The organism is Micromonospora sp. NPDC049204, from assembly GCF_040647935.1.
Lineage (GTDB): Bacteria > Actinomycetota > Actinomycetes > Mycobacteriales > Micromonosporaceae > Micromonospora.
The window spans coordinates 93,140-109,507 of record NZ_JBEZDC010000016.1 but is presented as its reverse complement, the minus strand read 5'-3'; the positions used below and the strand labels follow the sequence as shown (position 1 = coordinate 109,507).

Below are 16,368 nucleotides of genomic sequence, written 5' to 3'. Positions count from 1 at the left end.
GTAATCTCTCGTTTTCCGGATCACCGCCTCGGGCGGCGGCTGCCGCCGTGGAGGGCTGCGGTGAGTTCGGCGTGCAGCTGGTTACGGGTGCGCACCAATATCCGCCCGAGCATGTTCTTGCCGTTCCCGGTTCTGCCCCGACCCCAGTAGTGATCGGTGGTGGTGTCTTCGACGATCTTTTCCTCGCCGGTGGACAGCAGAGTGTCACGGATATCGGCATGCGCGCGGAACTTGGTTACCACCGCACGGCGCATCACGTCGTCCTTGACCCGCTCCCAGTCCCTCCGCAGAGGTTTGGACGAGTCACGGCCCAGCTCCGCCGCCCGCAGCGGCGTGCGCGCACGCCGGATGAGATCCGCGTGGCGGTTACCCTTGAATTTCTGCGCCTGGAAGTAGTGCTCCGAGGTTGGCCACCACGCCCCGTCGAGGTCGAAGCCATGATCGGAAAAGTTCGAGAAACATCCATAAGGGACTTCATCGGCGGCGTAGAAGTGAATCGTCACGGAAAACCTCACGGGTGTTACGGAAAACCGCACCGTGTCAGGCATGCCCTAGCCCTCGCAAGCAGTTTTCCTCGCCCTGCCCGACCCTTCAGCGCATCAGCGGCCCGGTGAACCTTCCCGGTCAGATCTCTAGCCGGGTCGGCTGGTGAACCGCTGGCCGACCCGCCGTGCGGCGAGGCTCACCACCGTGCTGCCGACCGCCATCCCGACCAGCACCAAGATCCCCCCGACCGCCCACAACCCACTGTCGTCGGTCCCCGCTGCCCGCCACGACCAGACCGCCGTGAACGCCACAGTCATCACCGGCGCCACCAGCCACGGGCTGAGCCGCGTCCCGGCTAGCGCGGCCAGCAGCACGAGCGTCAACACACAGCCGATCACCTGCCACGGCTCGTACGGGCCGCTGGTCGCGCCGGTCTGCTCGTCGACCGTGTACCGGGTGTCCCAGCCCAGCCAGAGGACCCACGCCCCGACCGTGGCCGCCGCCAGGAACAGAACACCGAGCAGTGCCCGGGTACCCCTCGTCGCCGTCATCCGGCGATCATGCCCTGCCCATCACCGCACCGGTATCCGGCCACCGGCGGCGCTCGGGCGCCGGTGGCGTCCCAGACCAGGACATGGACGACGAACACCTGATCCTTGCCGGACTGTTGCCTTGGTCGGTGGCGATCCTCTACGGTCTGCTCAGCGGTGGGCGGTGCGGTCCGCATCCGACCGGACACCGCCGGTTGCCCGTCGTTCGGGCCGGGGTGGTGGAGTCCCGGGTCGACCCGTCGGCGGCGGCTCGGCGGTCGTGTGACTCCAGCTCGTAATCCCGGGTGCGTTGCTGCCCGGCGTGGCTCACTGCGGAGCCGACGACGAGCGGGGCACGCTTACCCACCGGGAGAGCCCCGTGTTCCTCAGCCCGCACGAGCAGGACCGCCTGCTCGTCCACGTCGCGGCCGATGTCGCCCGCCGCCGCCGCGAGCGCGGCCTGCGCCTCAACTATCCCGAAGCCGTCGCGCTGATCACCGCGTTCCTGCTCGAAGGTGCCCGCGACGGCCGGTCGGTGGTCGACCTGATGTCGGCCGGCCGGACGGTGCTCGGCCGCGACGACGTCCAGGACGGCATCCCCGAGCTGCTGAGGGAGGTGCAGGTGGAGGCGACGTTCCCGGATGGCACCAAGCTGGTGACGGTGCACCACCCGATCCCGTGATCCCGGGGGAGATCCTGCCGGCCGCCGGCCCGGTCGAGATCAACGCGGGTCGCCCAGTGACCACCCTGCTCGTGGTGAACACCGCCGACCGACCGGTGCAGGTCGGTTCGCACTACCACTTCGCCGAGTGCAACCCGGCGCTGGCGTTCGATCGGGCCGCCGCGTGGGGGCAACGGCTCGGGGTGCCGGCGGGGACCTCGGTCCGCTTCGAGCCGGGCATCAGCCGCAGCGTCGACCTCGTCCCGTTCGGGGGAGCGCGCATCGTGCCAGGACTGCGCGGGGAGTGCGCCGGCCCGCTGGACGCGCCGGCCGACGGGTCCCCGGAGTGAGCGCCGTGCGGCGGGACCGCTACATCGACCTGTACGGACCTACCACCGGTGACCGGATCCGGCTGGCCGACACCAACCTGCTGATCGAGGTGGAGACCGACCACTGCGTCGGCGGCGACGAGGCGGTCTTCGGCGGCGGGAAGGTGATCCGCGAGTCGATGGGACAGTCCCGGGCGACCCGCGCCGAAGGCGCGCTGGACACCGTCATCACCGGCGCCGTGGTGCTCGACCACTGGGGTGTCGTCAAGGCCGACGTGGGGCTGCGCGACGGACGGATCGTGGCACTCGGCCGGGCCGGCAACCCGGACACCATGCCCGGCGTCCACCCCGACCTGGTCATCGGCCCGGCCACCGAGGTGATCGCCGGCAACGGGCGGATCCTCACCGCCGGCGCGGTGGACACCCACGTGCACTTCATCTGTCCGCAGATCGTCACCGAGGCGTTGGCCAGTGGCATCACCACGATGGTCGGCGGCGGCACCGGGCCGGCCGAGGGCACCCGCGCGACCACCGTCACGCCGAACGCCTGGCACCTGGCCCGGATGCACGAGGCCCTGGACACCCTGCCGGTCAACGTGTTGCTGCTCGGCAAGGGCAACACCGTCTCCACCGAGGCGCTCTGGGAGCAGTTGCGGGCCGGCGCGGGCGGTTTCAAGCTGCACGAGGACTGGGGCACCACTCCGGCGGCGATCGACGCCTGCCTGCGGGTGGCGGACGCCTCCGGGGTCCAGGTGTCGATCCACACCGACACGCTCAACGAAGCTGGTTTCGTCGCCGACACCCTGCGCGCGATCGGCGGCCGGGCCATCCACTCGTACCACACCGAGGGGGCCGGCGGCGGGCACGCACCGGACATCATCACCGTGGCGAGTGAGCCGAACGTGTTGCCGTCGTCGACGAACCCGACCCGGCCGTACACCGCCAACACACTCGCCGAACACCTGGACATGTTGATGGTCTGCCACCACCTCAACCCGTCCGTGCCGGAGGACCTGGCCTTCGCCGAGAGCCGGATCCGCCCGTCCACGATGGCCGCCGAGGACCTGCTGCACGACCTCGGCGCGATCTCCATCATCGGCTCCGACGCGCAGGCGATGGGCCGGGTCGGCGAGGTGATCATGCGAACCTGGCAGAGCGCCCACGTGATGAAGGACCGGGTCGGCGCGCTGCCGGGCGACGGGGCCGCCGACAATCACCGAGCCCGACGGTACGTCGCGAAGTACACCATCTGCGCGGCGATGGCCAACGGGTTGGAGGACGAGGTCGGCTCGGTCGAGCCGGGCAAGCTCGCCGACCTGGTGCTCTGGGACCCGGCGTTCTTCGGCGTCCGACCGCACCTGGTCATCAAGGGCGGCATGATCGCGTACGCCCAGATGGGTGACGCCAACGCGTCCATCCCGACGCCGCAACCGATGTTGCCGCGGCCGATGTTCGGTGCGTACGGGGCGGCGGCGGCCGCGACCAGCGTGGCCTTCGTGGCGCCGGCGGCCCTGGACGCCGGGCTCCGCCTGGACGTACGACGCCGGGTGGTGCCGGTGCGTGACGTGCGGTCGCGGGGCAAGGCCGACCTGCCGGAGAACAACGCGATGCCCCGCATCGAGGTGGACCCGGACACCTTCACGGTCCGCATCGACGGGCAGGTGGTGGAGCCGGACCCGGTGACCCGGCTGCCGATGGCCCAGCGGTACTTCCTGTTCTGATGGCGACACCGAGCCTGCTGTTGCTGGTGGCCGACGGACGCTTTCCGGCCGGGGCGCACGCGCACTCCGGCGGCCTGGAGGCGGCCGTCGCCGCCGGGCGGGTCAAGGACCTGGCCACGTTGGAGGCGTTCCTGGCCGGACGGTTGGCCACCGCCGGCCTGGTCGGCGCGGCCTTCGCGGCGGCCGCACACCGGGCGGCGAAGCCCGGGGGCACCGACGTGGTCGAGGCCGCGGGTCCCGTCGACGTGGCCGACGCCGACGGGTCCGCGGCGGGCGGGTCGGCAGCCGCCGGGTCCGCCGCGCGGTCGCGCATGCTGGCCCAGCTCGACGTGGAGCTGGACGCCCGTACCGCGTCGCCGACGTTGCGGACGATCTCCCGTCGGCAGGGTCGAGCGCTGCTGCGCGCCGGCCGGGCCATCTGGCCGGACGCGCCGTTCGGTGACCTACCCGCGACGTCCTGCGGCATACACCAGCCGCTGGTCCTGGGGCTGCTCTGCGCGGCGGCCGGGCTGTCCCGCGTCGACACCGCCACGATCGCCGCGTACGGGACGCTGACCGGAGCGGCCAGCGCCGGCGTACGCCTGCTCGGCCTCGACCCGTACCAGGTGCAGGCCCTGCTGGTCGGCCTGGCCGACGCCTGCGACCGCACGGCCGCCGACGCGGCGCGGGCCGCCGACGACCCACCGGAGCGGCTGCCCGCCGCGGCCGCTCCACTCGCCGACATCCATGCCGAAATCCATGCCACCTGGGAGGTGCGTCTCTTTGCGTCCTGACACCGTTGTGCCGAACGCTGTCCCCGCCACCGACTCGACCACGCAGCCGGTCACTCCACCCCACGACGAGACCGTCCCGCATACCCACCCAGAGCCGGGGGTGGACCCGCATCCGTCGCTGGCACCCGCGGATCGTGCCCTGCGGGTCGGCATCGGCGGCCCGGTCGGGTCCGGCAAGACGGCACTGGTGGCCGCGCTCTGCCGTGCCTTCGCGGGCGAGTTGCGGCTCGGCGTGGTGACCAACGACATCTACACGACCGAGGACGCCGACTTCCTCCGGCGGGCCGGAGTGCTCGACCCGGCGCGGATCCGCGCGGTGGAGACCGGGTGCTGCCCGCACACCGCGATTCGCGACGACATCGGCGCCAACCTGGACGCCATCGACGAACTGGCCGAGGCGGTCGGCCCGTTGGACCTGGTCCTGGTGGAGAGCGGCGGGGACAACCTGACCGCGACCTTCAGCCGGGGGCTGGTCGATCGGCAGATCTTCGTGGTCGACGTGGCGGGAGGGGACAAGGTGCCGCGCAAGGGCGGGCCGGGCGTCACCGCCGCCGACCTCCTCGTGATCAACAAAACCGACCTGGCGCCGATGGTGGGGGCCGACCTCGCCGTCATGGATCGCGACGCGCGGGCCCGGCGTGGCGACCTCCCGACCGTCTTCCTGTCCATCGTCGGTGACACCACGGCGAGTACGGTCGCCGCCTGGATCCGGCACGAGTTGGCCCACCATGCCACCGCGCACCCACGTGCCGTACCGGCCGTCGCGGTCTGATGCGGGCGTCCGCCCGACTGGTCGCTCGGGCCGACGGCCGGGGTGGGACCGTCCTGGTCGAGGTGCACGGCGAGACGCCGCTGCTGCTGCGCCAGACCCCGGCCGACCGTGGTGTCGCCACCGTGCACCTCGTCGGTGGGGCAGCCGGGCCGCTCGCCGGCGACGATCTGCGCCTGGACATCGAGGTGGGGCCGGGCGCGGCGGTCCGGGTGCACACCGTCGCCGCGTCGATCGCCCTGCCGGGCCGGCCGGGTGCCGTGTCCCGGATGGCGGTGCGGGCGGTGGTGCACGCCGGAGCCACGCTGCACTGGCTGCCCGAACAGCTGGTCGCGGCGGCCGGCTGCGCGCATCTCGCCGAATCCCGGATCGACCTGGCCGCCGGCGCGAGCCTGCGCTGGCGTGACGAGCTGATCTGCGGCCGGTACGGCGAGGCGCCCGGCGGGGCCGTCGTGCACACCCAGGTCGACTACGGGGGCCGGCCGCTGTTGCGGCAGTCCCTCGCCGTGGGACCACAGGCACCCGGCTGGGCCGGGCCGGCGGTGCTCGACGGCGCGCCGGCCACCGGCTCACTGCTGGTGGTCGACCCGTCGCGACCCGCCGAGCCGGCGCACGTCCGGTCCGACGCGACCGTCGCCCGACTGCCACTGGCCGGCGGTCCGGCAACACTGTGGACCGCCACCGCCCCGGACGCACACACCCTGCGCGCCCACCTCACCGGCTAGCCGGAACGGGTGTCGGGTGCGAGGGTGGCGGGAAGGCCCCACCCGCGCCCGGCGGCAGCCAGACATCCCCAAGAGCCTGATGCCTGTGAGTCATCATGATGACGCACAGGCATCACGCTCTCCATGGTTCGGCCGTCGCGGTGCCGCCGATCGGCGGGTGTGCGGTCTCGTCCGTGCAAGCGGTCGGCCGTCGCCTGGTCCCGGATCATGGGCAGTACGGCAGGTGGGACTGGTGCGGCGAGAAGGCGGGTCAGCGGCGGGGGCGGCCCACGTCGGCGTGCTCGCGACGACGGGCCGGGTCGAGGCGGCCGACCAGGTCGTCGAGCTGGTGGATCAGTGGGGCCTCCGGCGAGACGCCCAGTTCCGCGAGGCTGGCCCGGATGCGCTGGTCGAGGCGGTCGTGCTCGCGGCGGCCCCGAGCGGTCAGGTACGCCCGGATCCGCCGACGGTCCAGCGGATCGATCCGGCGGAACACGAGGTTGCGGTCGACGAGCTGGTCGACGAGCTTGGTGAGGGTGCCCGGCGGCAGTGACGCCTCGGCCGACACCTCGCTCATCGGATGACCCTGGCCGTCGGCGAGCAGACAGAGCACCCGCCACGCCTCGATGGTCAGCGCGTCGTCGGCCAGGACAGCGCCCAGCCGGCGGGAGAGCAGCCGTTCGGCGCGGGTGAGCGAGCGCAGCAGGTCGGCTGGCGCCCCGGGCACGTCTGACATGAAACTCCCTGGTCCGGTGGCCCTGTCATCGTAGCGAGTCGTCCCGGTCCGTGGTGAGCGCTGGTCTTCCGCCCAGGGCCGGGCAATCATGTGCTCATGTCCGCGCCGGCACCGCCGTGGCTGACCGTCGACCGTGCCGTGGTCAGCATCGCGCTGGTCTACCCGATGCGCGGGCCGGCCGGCATGTTCGGCCCCACCTGCGAGCTCTGCGCGCAACTCGCGGTCGAGGAGATCAACAGCTGCGGCGGGGTGCTGGGTCGGGAGGTGCGGCTGGTGCCGGTCGACGGTGGCGCACCGCCGGTCGAGGTGGCCGCCGAGGTCGAGGCGTTGGTGTCGGTGGGGGCTGTGCAGGGGGTGACGGGGTGGCACATCTCCTCGGTGCGCCAGGCGTTGGCGCCCCGCGTCGCGCACCGGGTGCCCTACGTCTACACCGCACTCTACGAGGGCGGTGAACGTACCGAAGGGGTCTTCCTGACCAGCGAGACGCCGGATGCCCAACTGTGGCCCGCGATGCGGCTGCTCGCGGGTGAGCAGGGCGTGCGTCGCTGGTTCGTGGTCGGCAACGACTACGTGTGGCCGCGCCGCACGGCGCGGGCGGCCCAGCGGTACGCGCTGCGCGGCGGTGGGCAGGTGGTGGGTCGGCACTTCCTGCCGTTGGACGCCCACGACTTCACCGAGGTGTTGCGCCGCATCGAGCACAGTGACGCGGACGCGGTGTTGATGCTGCTGGTCGGTGCGGACGCGGTGCGTTTCAACCGGGCGTTCGCCCGGTCCGGCCTGGATCAGCGCTGTCTGCGGCTGAGTACGCTGATGGACGAGAACATGCTGCTGGCCAGTGGTGCCGGCGCGACGCGGCGGCTGTACAGCACGGCGGGTTTCTTCGCCGGGCTGGTGACCCAGGAGAACCTCGACTTCCACGGTGAGTTCGCCCGCCGGTTCGGGGTGGAGGCGCCGCCGCTGGGCAGCCTGGGGGAATCCTGCTACGAGGGCGTCATGCTGCTGGCCGCGCTGATCGGTCAGGCCCGCACCCTGGACGTGCGGGCCATCGAGACGGCCGCCGACACGGTGGCCTACCACGGGCCACGTGGGCGGTTGCGGCTGCGCCAACGGCACGTGCGTCAGCGCATCTACCTGGCCGAGGCCGACGGGCTCGACTTCACCGTGCTCGCCCAGCTCTGAGACCAGGCGTTGCCGGCCGGCCCGGCCGGACCCTTGACAGCGCCACCCGATCCCGCCCTAAAATACTTCCTGCGTGAAGTATCTGGCCGGTGGGCCGGATGTCACCGCCGTGTCCCCACCGTCGACAGAATTGCCCGTCGACCATTGTGGCGGCACCTATTCCGCATCTTTCCGAACGGCCGGCACCGTTTCCTCCCCAACGGTGCCGGCCGTTCTTTGCGTGTGCCGGTCGTCCGCTCGGAAACAGTCAATTAAGGACTGGGAAACACCCGCGCAATCATGCCGGTCGACGCTTTCGGTGCCCATATCCGAGCCGGTGCCCGAAGCGGCGTCCACCCGTCGACCCCGGCATCGCCCACCTCAGCTCCATCGGACCGCACCGACCGTCCTTACGCCACTTGAGCGCACCGCAGGGAGAATAGATGTCATTATTCCGGGGCCGCCGCATCCTGGCGGGTGCCATGACCCTGGTCGCCGCGGCCGCGTTGACCGCGTGCGGCAGCAAGACCTCCGACGAGGGCGGCGCGACCGGCGTCACCGCCGACGTCTCCGGCGACACCGTCAAGGTCGGCCTGCTCAACTCGCTCTCCGGGACCATGGCGATCAGCGAGGTCACCGTCCGCGACTCCATCATGCTCGCCGTCGATGAGATCAACGCGGCCGGAGGCGTCCTCGGCAAGAAGATCCAGCCGGTCGGCGAGGACGGCGCCTCGGACTGGCCCACCTTCGCCGAGAAGGCGGAGAAGCTCATCTCCGAGGACCGGGTCGCGGCCGTCTTCGGCTGCTGGACGTCGGCCAGCCGCAAGGCGGTCAAGCCGGTGTTCGAGAAGAACAAGGCGCTGCTGTTCTATCCCGTGCAGTACGAGGGTCTGGAACAGTCGCCCTACATCTTCTACACCGGTGCGACGACAAACCAGCAGATCGTTCCCGGGCTCGACTACCTCAAGGCGCAGGGCGCGAAATCGGTCTATCTGGTCGGCAGCGACTACGTCTTTCCCCGCACCGCCAACAAAATCATCAAGGCGTACGCGGCCGCCAATGGGATGACCGTGTCCGGCGAGGACTACGCGCCGCTCGGATCCACCGAGTTCGGCACGATCGTGAACAAGGTCAAGTCGGCCGGAGCCGACGCCGTGTTCAACACCCTCAACGGTGACAGCAACGTGGCCTTCTTCAAGGAGTACAAGTCGGCCGGTCTGACCGCCGCCGCGATGCCTGTGGTGTCGGTGTCGATCGCCGAGGAGGAGGTCAAGGGGATCGGCACCCAGTACCTGGAGGGCCAGCTGACCGCCTGGAACTACTACCAGACCACGCCCGGGGCGGCGAACTCGAAGTTCGTGGCCGCGTACAAGGCCAAGTACGGCGCGGACAAGCCGACGAGCGACCCGATGGAGGCCGCCTACGTGGCGGTGCACCTGTGGAAGGCGATGGTCGAGAAGGCCGGCGCCTTCGACGTGGAGAAGGTCCGCGCCGCCTCCGGGGGGATCACCCTCGACGCGCCGGAGGGCATGGTCACGGTCGACGGCCCGACCCAGCACATCGCCAAGACCGCCCGGATCGGCAAGATCGGCGCGGACGGCCTGATCAGCGAGGTGTGGAACTCCGGCAAGCCGGTGCAGCCGGACCCGTACCTCAAGACCTACCCCTGGGCGAGCGGCCTGAGCTGACGATGCCGGCCCGGGCAGACCGCGTTGCCGCGCGGTCCGCCCGGGCCTCCCGACCAGCAGTACGGAGTACCCACCGTGACAGTCCTCTTCGGACAACTCTTCACCGGCATCAGCATCGGCGCGGTGCTGCTGCTCATCGCTCTCGGCCTCGCGCTGACCTTCGGCCAGATGAACGTGATCAACATGGCGCACGGTGAGTTCATCATGGCCGGCGCGTACACCACCTACGTCCTGCAACAGAGCATCACCGGGGCCGGCCTGTCACTGGTGGTCGCACTGCCGGTGGCGTTCGTGGTCGCCGGCACGATGGGCGTCCTGCTGGAGATGCTGCTCATCCGCCGGCTCTACGCCCGACCGTTGGACACCCTGCTGGTCACCTGGGGTGTGTCGCTGATGCTGCAACAGTTGGCGCGCGACGTGTTCGGCAGCCCGAACGTGCAGACCCGCGCCCCCGAACTGCTCACCGGCAACGTGGCGCTGCCCGGAGGGCTGACCATCGCCAACAACCGGTTGTTCATCCTGGCCCTGGCGTTGGCCGCCGTCGCGGCGCTCACCCTGGCGTTACGGCTCACCCCGCTGGGACGCCGCATTCGCGCCGTGGTGCAGAACCGCGACCTCGCCGCGGTGTCCGGCATCCCGACCGCCCGGGTCGACCGGACGACCTTCTTCGTCGGCTCCGGCCTGGCCGGGCTGGCCGGGGTGGCGCTGACCCTGCTCGGCCCGATCGGCCCGACCATGGGCACCAACCTGATCATCGACGCCTTCCTGGTCGTCGTGGTCGGCGGGATCGGCCAGCTCAAGGGCAGCGTGATCGTCGCCTTCGCCCTCGGCGTGCTCCAGGCCACCGGGGAGTACCTCACCACCCTCAGCGTCGCCAAGGTGATCGTGTTCGTGGCGATCGTCGCGTTCCTTCAGTGGCGGCCACAGGGCCTGTTCACCCTGCGGACCAGGAGCCTCGCATGACCGCCGTCACCCCCGCGCCCCCCAGCGCCGCCACCGGTCCGGAGGCCACCCGCCCCGCACCTCCGGCCCGGACCGGTGGTCGCACGCGGCTACGGACCGCCGCCGGCTTCGCGTTCGGCGCGGCACTGCTGTTCGCCGTGGCGCCGCTGCTGCTGTCGGACTTCCGGCTGGCCCTGCTCGCCAAGTATCTCTGCGTCGCCATGGTGGCCGTCGGCATCGGGATCGCCTGGGGCCGGGGCGGGATGCTCACCCTCGGCCAGGGCGTCTTCTTCGGCCTCGGCGGCTACGCGATGGCCATGCACCTCAAGCTCGCCGACGCGGGTCCCGGTGGGATGCCCGACTTCATGCAACTGTACGGGCAGCTCGACGAACTGCCGCTGTGGTGGCGGCCGTTCGCCAGCCCGTGGTTCGCGCTGCCCGCGACGGTGCTGCTGCCGATGGCCGTCGCCTTCGGGCTCGGCTCGCTTGTCTTCCGCCGCCGAGTCCGGGGCGCGTACTTCGCCATCCTCAGCCAGGCGCTCGCGGCCGCCATGGTGATCCTGCTGATCGGACAGCAGGGCACCACAGGTGGCACCAACGGGTTGACCGACATCAAGGGTTTCTTCGGCTACAACCTCGACGACCCGGTCAACCAGCGAATGGTCTATTTCATCATCGCCGGCACGCTGCTGGCGTTGCTCGCGCTGGCCCGTCAACTCATCCAGAGTCGCTACGGTGAGCTGCTGGTGGCGGTCCGCGACGGTGAGGAGCGGGTCCGGTTCCTCGGCTACGACCCGGCGTCGGTCAAGCTCGTCGCGTACGTCGTGGCGGCCGGGATGGCGGGGCTGGCCGGGGCGCTGTTCGTGCCGGCGGTGGGCATCATCTCGCCCGCGCTGATCGGCATCGTCCCGTCGATCGAGTTCGTCATCGGCGTCGCGGTGGGCGGCCGGGCCACTCTGCTCGGCCCGGTGCTCGGCGCGGTGGCGGTGGCCTGGGCGCGTACCGCCCTGTCGGAGCGGTTCCCCGGCACCTGGACGTACCTGCAGGGGTTGCTCTTCGTGGTGGTGGTGGCGTTCCTTCCCGGTGGCCTGGCGTCGCTGTGGGCGCTGGCCCGCCGCCGGGAGGAGGGCGGCGGCGTGGCAGCGCGTCGGCGTGGGTGGTTACCGACGGGTCGACGACGCGCCGAGCGGGCGGAGGTGCCGGCGGCATGAGCGACGAGCGGCTGGACGGGTTGTCCGTCCGTGACGTGCGGGTCAGCTTCGACGGGTTCACCGCCGTCGACGGTGTCTCGTTGGAGGTGCCCGCCGGTGACATCCGGTTCCTGATCGGGCCGAACGGCGCCGGCAAGACCACCCTGGTCGACGCGATCACCGGCCTGGTCCGGGCCACCGGTTCGGTCCGCTTCGGCGAGCACGAGCTGTTGGGCCGTCCGGTGCACCGGATCAGCCGGTTGGGCATCGGGCGCACGTTCCAGACGTCGACGGTCTTCGAGGAGCTGTCGGTGTTGCAGAACCTCGACATCGCGGCGGGCGCCCGTCGTAGTTGGGCGACCCTGGCCCGTCGTCGGCGCGCCATTCCCGACGAGGTGGCCGCGGCGCTGGAGACCATCGGTCTGACCGGGCGGGCCGGGCACCTCGCCGGGACGCTCGCGCACGGCCAGAAGCAGTGGCTGGAGATCGGCATGCTGCTGGTGCAGGACGTCCGGTTGCTGCTGCTCGACGAGCCGGTCGCCGGGATGAGCCACGAGGAACGCGACGCCACCGGCGCCCTGCTGGAGGCGGTGAGCCGGGACCGCACGGTGGTGGTGATCGAGCACGACATGGACTTCCTGCGTCGGTTCGCGCGCACCGTCACGGTGTTGCACGCCGGTCGGGTGCTCAGCGAGGGCACGGTGGCGCAGGTCCAGGCGGACCCGCGCGTGCAGGAGGTCTACCTTGGCCACCCGGTCGACGCCGGGTCGGCCCCCACGATCCGGGAGGCATGATGCTGACGCTGCGCGGGGTGCACGCCGGGTACGGGCGCTCTCAGGTGCTGCACGGGGTCGACCTCGCCGTCCCGCCCGACGGGGTGGCCGCCGTGCTCGGGCACAACGGCGCCGGCAAGAGCACCCTGTTGCGGGTCGCGGCCGGACTGCTGCGCCCGAGTGCCGGCACCGTCGAGCTGGACGGCGAGGACGTCACCCGTCTCGGGCCGCACGAGCGGGTGGCGCGGGGCATGGCGTACGTCCCGCAGGGCCAGCAGAGCTTCCCGCACCTGACCGCCGCCGAGAATCTGCGGCTCGTCGCCGACGGGCGGCGCGACGGTGCGGTGGCCACCGCGGAGGTGCTGGACCTGTTTCCGGCGTTGCGGCCGTTGCTGCGGCGGCGGGCCGGGTTGCTCTCCGGCGGTCAGCGGCAGCAACTGGCCATCGCCCGGGCACTGATCACCCGGCCGAGGTTGCTGATGCTCGACGAGCCGACCGAGGGCATCCAGCCGTCGGTGGTCGCCGAGATCCAGGAACGGATCGTCGAGCTGACCCGGCAGTCCGGGTTCAGCGTGCTGCTCGTCGAGCAGCACCTGGGCTTCGCGTTGCGGGTGGCGAACCGCTACCACGTGCTGGAGTCCGGCCGGGTCACCTCACACGGCGACGGGGGTGTCACGGCGGAACGGGAGGTCCGGGCAGCCCTGGCCGTGTGAGCCGGCGGCGGGGTCTGCCGACCTGACCCGGGAAGTCCTCCCCGGTTCGTAGAATCCCTGCCATGCCGGAGATCGTCGAGTTGCTGGCCTCGCCCGTGCACCGCTTCCTGGGCCGGCCCGCCGACGGCCCCGCGCCGGCCCCACCCGGTGAGCTGGTCGACGCCGTCCGGATCCGGGCACACCTCGGCATCGTCGGCGACCGGTACTTCGGCCAGCAGGCGCACCGCGACGCCAGCGTCACGGTCATCGCTCAGGAGTCACTGCCGGTCGGCATCGGCCTGGCGGAGGTGCGGCGCAACATCCTCACCACCGGCATCGCGGTAGACGAGCTGATCGGCAGGGTGCTGGTGCTGGACTCCGGCGACGGCCCGGTGAGCCTGCGGGTCAACCGGGCGGCCCGGCCCTGCGCCTGGATGGACGTCACCGTCGGCCCCGGGACGTGGAAGGCGCTCCGCACCACCGGCGGCATCCGCTGCACGCCACTCAACGACGGGACCCTGCGCATCGGGCCGATCGACGCCACGGTGAGCTGAGCAAACGCGATTCGGTGAGGTGGCTCCGGCATCCGCCGGCGCGTGGTAGAACCAACACGCGCACCGGGGTTCGCGGAGCTGAGGGCAGCTCGGAGGAGGACCTGATCCGAACAGAGGTGGTGGATTGATCCACGAGCTGCGGCAGCTCATCGAGGAGCTGCGGGTGGATCTGGCCGACCAGCCGGCGAGCGTGGCGTTCGCCGAGTTCGGCGAGGGCGCTGCCATCGATGCCGTTCCGGCGGGTCTGCCGGACGACCTGCGGGACCTGCTGCTGGTCGCCGACGGGCTGCGCGCCGGTCGGGTCGAGCTGGCGTCCGCGTCGACCCTCGCGGGGATCCAGTACCACCTCGACTACGCGCCGGACTTCTCGTCCATCCCGGAGGACCGGGCGGGCTGGCTGGTGGTCGGCACCCGCAGCGACGAGCCGATCTTCCTGGACCGCGGCACGGGCGCCGTCTGGTATTTCCCGCCGAACGGCACCGAGTGGTTCATGTCCGACACGTTCGAGGAGCTCGCCCCCGACCTCGGCTCCTTCGTGGACTACTACCTGCTCGGCCCGGGTTATGCCGAGTTGACCCCCGGCGACGACAGGTGGTTCGCGTTCCTCGACGAGCAGGGCCTGCTCGACACCGACGACGAGACCTGACGGGTCAGACCGGGCTGACGTGCGCGGCGAGGACCCGCCAGCCGTGCGGGTCGTCGTGGACCCAGGTCCGGGTGTAGCGCAGGCGCGCCGCGAACGCCGCCCCCTCGTACACCCCGGCCACCCGGCCCAGGAAGAACGTCACCCCGGTCTTTCCGACGACGAGCAGGTCCAACTCCTCCTCGACCAACTCCTCCACCACCGAGCGACGGTCCCGGTGGGCGGCCAGGTCATCCTGCTTGGTGTACGTCCCGCCGCCCGGGCCGACGGCGATCAGCTGGTCGACGAGCAGTTGGTCGAGGGCGGCCACGTCGCCGGCCCGCTGGGCGGCCTGCAGGGTCCGCTCGGCATCGAGCAGCTCTGCCTCACGTGCGCTGTCCGGCATTGTGGCGTCCTCCCGATCGGTGTCGGCCCGGTGTCACCATCAGCCCGGGCTGTCCGCATTGTGGCAGCCGGCGCAGCCCGCGGCGGGTGGATCGCCGGCGGCGGTCACAGGCTCAGGCGGATCCGTACGACCGTCTCGTCCGGGCTGGTGAGCACGGCGACCTCGTCGCAGATCTGCTCCACGATCGCCAGCCCTCGACCCCGTATCGCGTCGGCGGCCGGCATGCGCCGGCCCAGCGCCCGGGTCGGCCCCCGGTCGACGACGTCGCAGAACAGCTGACCCGAATCGACCCAGAGCCGGACCCGGCCGCCGCCGGTGGTGTGCTGCAACGTGTTGGTGGCCAGCTCGCTGACCGCCAGCGTCAGCAGCTCCACCCGCTCGGGCGGCAGGCCGCGGGCCAGCGCCCCGACGCTGACGAACGCGCGGAGCGCTCGCACGTCCGTGGCGACCTGGTACGACATGGTGTCCGCGAGAGGGGCGGGGACGCTCTGCTCGGCCACGACCTCTGGTCGCTCGGCCGGCATCAGCCCGCCATCGGCGGGTTGTCGGTGAGCGTCACCACGACAGGCCCGGGTGCGGGGATCATGCGAGCCGCGAAGTGCGCCATCGGGCAGCAGCAACCCTTCTCCTAGCGACAGCTGTTTGTCGGCACATCATGTCACCTGTTGGTGCGCGGGCTGTCCCACCCGTTCGGCGGTCGATCCGGCGACGCCCGGTCATGCCTGTCGCACCCCCGTCCGATGGTGGTGTCGGTCGGGGGAGCCGCGCCGGTCAGGGGGCCGGGTCGAAGGCGATGGACTCGCTCAGCTCGCGCCACCGCGCGTCGGACGCGGCCAGCGCCTCGGCGGCAGCCGAGGCGCCCGCCACGGCATCGGCGCCGAGCAGCAGCCGCAGGGGCGGGTCGTCGAACCGGGTGATCTGGATGATCGCCTGGGCGGCGCGGGCCGGGTCGCCCGGCTGGTTGCCGCTGGCCTGGCGGAGCCGTTGCACGGCCGGATCGATGACCGACCGGTACGGGTCGCTGATCGGCAGCATGCTCATCGACGAGCCAGCCCAGTCGGTCCGCAACGCGCCCGGCTCCACGCTGGTGACCCGGATCCCGAACCCCTCGACCTCCTTGGCGAGTACCCCGGACAAGCCGCTGACCGCCCACTTGGCGGCCTGGTACGCGCCCAGTCCGGTGCTGGCGACCCGGCTGCCGACGCTGGAGATCTGGAGGATGTGCCCGCGCCCCTGGGAGCGCATCGCCGGCAGGGCCGCGCGGGAGAGATTGACCACTCCGTAGAAGTTGGCCTCGATCTGGGCCCGGAAGTTGTCCTCCGGCATGTCCTCGATCGCGGCGACGTCGGCGTATCCGGCGTTGTTGACCAGGATGTCGAGGCTGCCGAACGTGTCCACGGTGGTGCGGACGACGGCGTGGGCGGCGGCGGGGTCGGTGACGTCGAGGGCCACCGTCCTGACCCGTTCGCCGTACCTGTCGCTCAGGGCGTCGAGCTGGGCCGGGTTGCGCGCGGTGGCGACCAGGTGGTCGCCGTCGGCCAGCACGGCCTCGGCGAGCGCCCGACCGAGGCCTCGGGAACAACCGGTGATGAGCCAGACTCGCGGCACGTGGTCTCCTCCTGGCTGGCGGATGG

At 71.5% G+C, this 16,368-nt stretch carries 20 protein-coding genes; 14 read left to right on the top strand and 6 right to left on the bottom strand.

The features are described 5' to 3' along the window. Positions 1-20: 20 nt before the first annotated feature. Together AB0A90_RS26610 and AB0A90_RS26605 are read right to left on the bottom strand one after the other, a co-directional pair. A complete protein-coding gene (locus tag AB0A90_RS26610; RefSeq protein ID WP_357253292.1) occupies positions 21-503 on the bottom strand; it encodes an NADAR family protein in 483 nt (160 codons plus the stop codon). Between the two features lie 129 nt (positions 504-632). Then, on the bottom strand, positions 633-1,037 hold the full coding sequence (locus AB0A90_RS26605) for a hypothetical protein (RefSeq protein WP_357253290.1): 405 nt from the start codon (positions 1,035-1,037) through the stop codon (positions 633-635). 358 nt (positions 1,038-1,395) lie between these two features. On the opposite strand from AB0A90_RS26605, the gene AB0A90_RS26600 reads away from it, so the two are divergent. From AB0A90_RS26600 to AB0A90_RS26575, 6 genes are read left to right on the top strand one after another with little or no spacing between them, the layout of a single operon-like run. Then, positions 1,396-1,698, top strand: coding sequence for an urease subunit gamma (locus AB0A90_RS26600; RefSeq protein ID WP_355389727.1), 303 nt, complete (start codon positions 1,396-1,398; stop codon positions 1,696-1,698). After that, a complete protein-coding gene (locus tag AB0A90_RS26595; protein WP_357253288.1) occupies positions 1,695-2,027 on the top strand; it encodes an urease subunit beta in 333 nt (110 codons plus the stop codon). Before AB0A90_RS26600 ends, AB0A90_RS26595 begins: the two co-directional genes overlap by 4 nt. Beyond that, positions 2,024-3,727: an urease subunit alpha gene (locus tag AB0A90_RS26590; protein WP_357253286.1), complete on the top strand. Its 1,704-nt coding sequence runs from the start codon at positions 2,024-2,026 to the stop codon at positions 3,725-3,727. Before AB0A90_RS26595 ends, AB0A90_RS26590 begins: the two co-directional genes overlap by 4 nt. Continuing rightward, positions 3,727-4,500: an urease accessory UreF family protein gene (locus tag AB0A90_RS26585; RefSeq protein WP_357253284.1), complete on the top strand. Its 774-nt coding sequence runs from the start codon at positions 3,727-3,729 to the stop codon at positions 4,498-4,500. Before AB0A90_RS26590 ends, AB0A90_RS26585 begins: the two co-directional genes overlap by 1 nt. Beyond that, positions 4,490-5,272 (top strand): urease accessory protein UreG, encoded by a 783-nt coding sequence (gene ureG, locus AB0A90_RS26580; RefSeq protein ID WP_357253283.1) that lies wholly within the window; start codon positions 4,490-4,492, stop codon positions 5,270-5,272. Before AB0A90_RS26585 ends, ureG begins: the two co-directional genes overlap by 11 nt. Then, positions 5,272-5,994, top strand: coding sequence for an urease accessory protein UreD (locus tag AB0A90_RS26575; RefSeq protein ID WP_357253281.1), 723 nt, complete (start codon positions 5,272-5,274; stop codon positions 5,992-5,994). Before ureG ends, AB0A90_RS26575 begins: the two co-directional genes overlap by 1 nt. Positions 5,995-6,244: 250 nt before the next feature. On the opposite strand, the gene AB0A90_RS26570 is transcribed toward AB0A90_RS26575, so the two are convergent. Next, positions 6,245-6,709 (bottom strand): MarR family transcriptional regulator, encoded by a 465-nt coding sequence (locus AB0A90_RS26570; protein ID WP_357253279.1) that lies wholly within the window; start codon positions 6,707-6,709, stop codon positions 6,245-6,247. Between the two features lie 96 nt (positions 6,710-6,805). Here AB0A90_RS26570 and AB0A90_RS26565 point away from each other — a divergent pair, with 96 nt between their 5' ends. From AB0A90_RS26565 to AB0A90_RS26530, 8 genes are all read left to right on the top strand, one after another. Next, entirely contained in the window at positions 6,806-7,888 is a 1,083-nt protein-coding gene (locus AB0A90_RS26565) for a substrate-binding domain-containing protein (protein WP_357253277.1), read from the top strand. A gap of 422 nt (positions 7,889-8,310) precedes the next feature. Further along, entirely contained in the window at positions 8,311-9,555 is a 1,245-nt protein-coding gene (gene urtA, locus AB0A90_RS26560; RefSeq protein WP_357253275.1) for an urea ABC transporter substrate-binding protein, read from the top strand. 75 nt (positions 9,556-9,630) lie between these two features. Continuing rightward, complete coding sequence (gene urtB / locus AB0A90_RS26555; RefSeq protein WP_357253273.1) at positions 9,631-10,518, top strand: urea ABC transporter permease subunit UrtB; 888 nt, start codon at positions 9,631-9,633, stop codon at positions 10,516-10,518. Beyond that, positions 10,515-11,708 (top strand): urea ABC transporter permease subunit UrtC, encoded by a 1,194-nt coding sequence (gene urtC, locus AB0A90_RS26550; RefSeq protein ID WP_357253271.1) that lies wholly within the window; start codon positions 10,515-10,517, stop codon positions 11,706-11,708. The genes urtB and urtC overlap by 4 nt, the downstream gene beginning before the upstream one ends. Further along, the gene (gene urtD / locus AB0A90_RS26545) at positions 11,705-12,481 is read left to right on the top strand and encodes an urea ABC transporter ATP-binding protein UrtD (protein WP_357253269.1); all 777 of its coding nucleotides are present in this window, start codon (positions 11,705-11,707) and stop codon (positions 12,479-12,481) included. Before urtC ends, urtD begins: the two co-directional genes overlap by 4 nt. Next, positions 12,478-13,173, top strand: coding sequence for an urea ABC transporter ATP-binding subunit UrtE (gene urtE / locus AB0A90_RS26540; RefSeq protein ID WP_357253267.1), 696 nt, complete (start codon positions 12,478-12,480; stop codon positions 13,171-13,173). Before urtD ends, urtE begins: the two co-directional genes overlap by 4 nt. 62 nt (positions 13,174-13,235) lie before the next feature. Continuing rightward, positions 13,236-13,706 carry a molybdenum cofactor biosysynthesis protein gene (locus AB0A90_RS26535; protein WP_357253266.1) on the top strand — a complete coding sequence of 157 codons (471 nt, stop codon included), beginning with the start codon at positions 13,236-13,238 and terminating at the stop codon, positions 13,704-13,706. Between the two features lie 124 nt (positions 13,707-13,830). After that, on the top strand, positions 13,831-14,352 hold the full coding sequence (locus AB0A90_RS26530; protein WP_357253264.1) for an SUKH-4 family immunity protein: 522 nt from the start codon (positions 13,831-13,833) through the stop codon (positions 14,350-14,352). A gap of 4 nt (positions 14,353-14,356) precedes the next feature. Here the strand turns inward: AB0A90_RS26530 and AB0A90_RS26525 are convergent, their stop codons facing one another. The 3 genes from AB0A90_RS26525 to AB0A90_RS26515 all read right to left on the bottom strand — a co-directional run bounded on the left by AB0A90_RS26525 (position 14,357) and on the right by AB0A90_RS26515 (position 16,342). After that, the gene (locus AB0A90_RS26525) at positions 14,357-14,734 is read right to left on the bottom strand and encodes a nuclear transport factor 2 family protein (protein WP_357253262.1); all 378 of its coding nucleotides are present in this window, start codon (positions 14,732-14,734) and stop codon (positions 14,357-14,359) included. A 104-nt stretch (positions 14,735-14,838) separates the two neighbouring features. Beyond that, the gene (locus AB0A90_RS26520; protein WP_357253260.1) at positions 14,839-15,258 is read right to left on the bottom strand and encodes an ATP-binding protein; all 420 of its coding nucleotides are present in this window, start codon (positions 15,256-15,258) and stop codon (positions 14,839-14,841) included. Between the two features lie 247 nt (positions 15,259-15,505). Further along, positions 15,506-16,342, bottom strand: a complete 837-nt coding sequence (locus tag AB0A90_RS26515; RefSeq protein ID WP_357253258.1) for an oxidoreductase — start codon at positions 16,340-16,342, stop codon at positions 15,506-15,508. Positions 16,343-16,368: the final 26 nt, after the last annotated feature.

Excerpts from the sequence above, each read along its gene's own strand:
- AB0A90_RS26525 (WP_357253262.1), bottom strand. The coding sequence starts at position 14,734 with ATGCCGGACAGCGCACGTGAGGCAGAGCTGCTCGATGCCGAGCGGACC.
- AB0A90_RS26520 (WP_357253260.1), bottom strand. The coding sequence starts at position 15,258 with ATGCCGGCCGAGCGACCAGAGGTCGTGGCCGAGCAGAGCGTCCCCGCC.
- urtD (WP_357253269.1), top strand. The coding sequence starts at position 11,705 with ATGAGCGACGAGCGGCTGGACGGGTTGTCCGTCCGTGACGTGCGGGTC.
- urtA (WP_357253275.1), top strand. The coding sequence starts at position 8,311 with ATGTCATTATTCCGGGGCCGCCGCATCCTGGCGGGTGCCATGACCCTG.
- AB0A90_RS26570 (WP_357253279.1), bottom strand. The coding sequence starts at position 6,709 with ATGTCAGACGTGCCCGGGGCGCCAGCCGACCTGCTGCGCTCGCTCACC.
- AB0A90_RS26565 (WP_357253277.1), top strand. The coding sequence starts at position 6,806 with ATGTCCGCGCCGGCACCGCCGTGGCTGACCGTCGACCGTGCCGTGGTC.
- urtC (WP_357253271.1), top strand. The coding sequence starts at position 10,515 with ATGACCGCCGTCACCCCCGCGCCCCCCAGCGCCGCCACCGGTCCGGAG.
- AB0A90_RS26575 (WP_357253281.1), top strand. The coding sequence starts at position 5,272 with ATGCGGGCGTCCGCCCGACTGGTCGCTCGGGCCGACGGCCGGGGTGGG.
- AB0A90_RS26535 (WP_357253266.1), top strand. The coding sequence starts at position 13,236 with ATGCCGGAGATCGTCGAGTTGCTGGCCTCGCCCGTGCACCGCTTCCTG.
- AB0A90_RS26605 (WP_357253290.1), bottom strand. The coding sequence starts at position 1,037 with ATGACGGCGACGAGGGGTACCCGGGCACTGCTCGGTGTTCTGTTCCTG.
- urtE (WP_357253267.1), top strand. The coding sequence starts at position 12,478 with ATGATGCTGACGCTGCGCGGGGTGCACGCCGGGTACGGGCGCTCTCAG.
- AB0A90_RS26585 (WP_357253284.1), top strand. The coding sequence starts at position 3,727 with ATGGCGACACCGAGCCTGCTGTTGCTGGTGGCCGACGGACGCTTTCCG.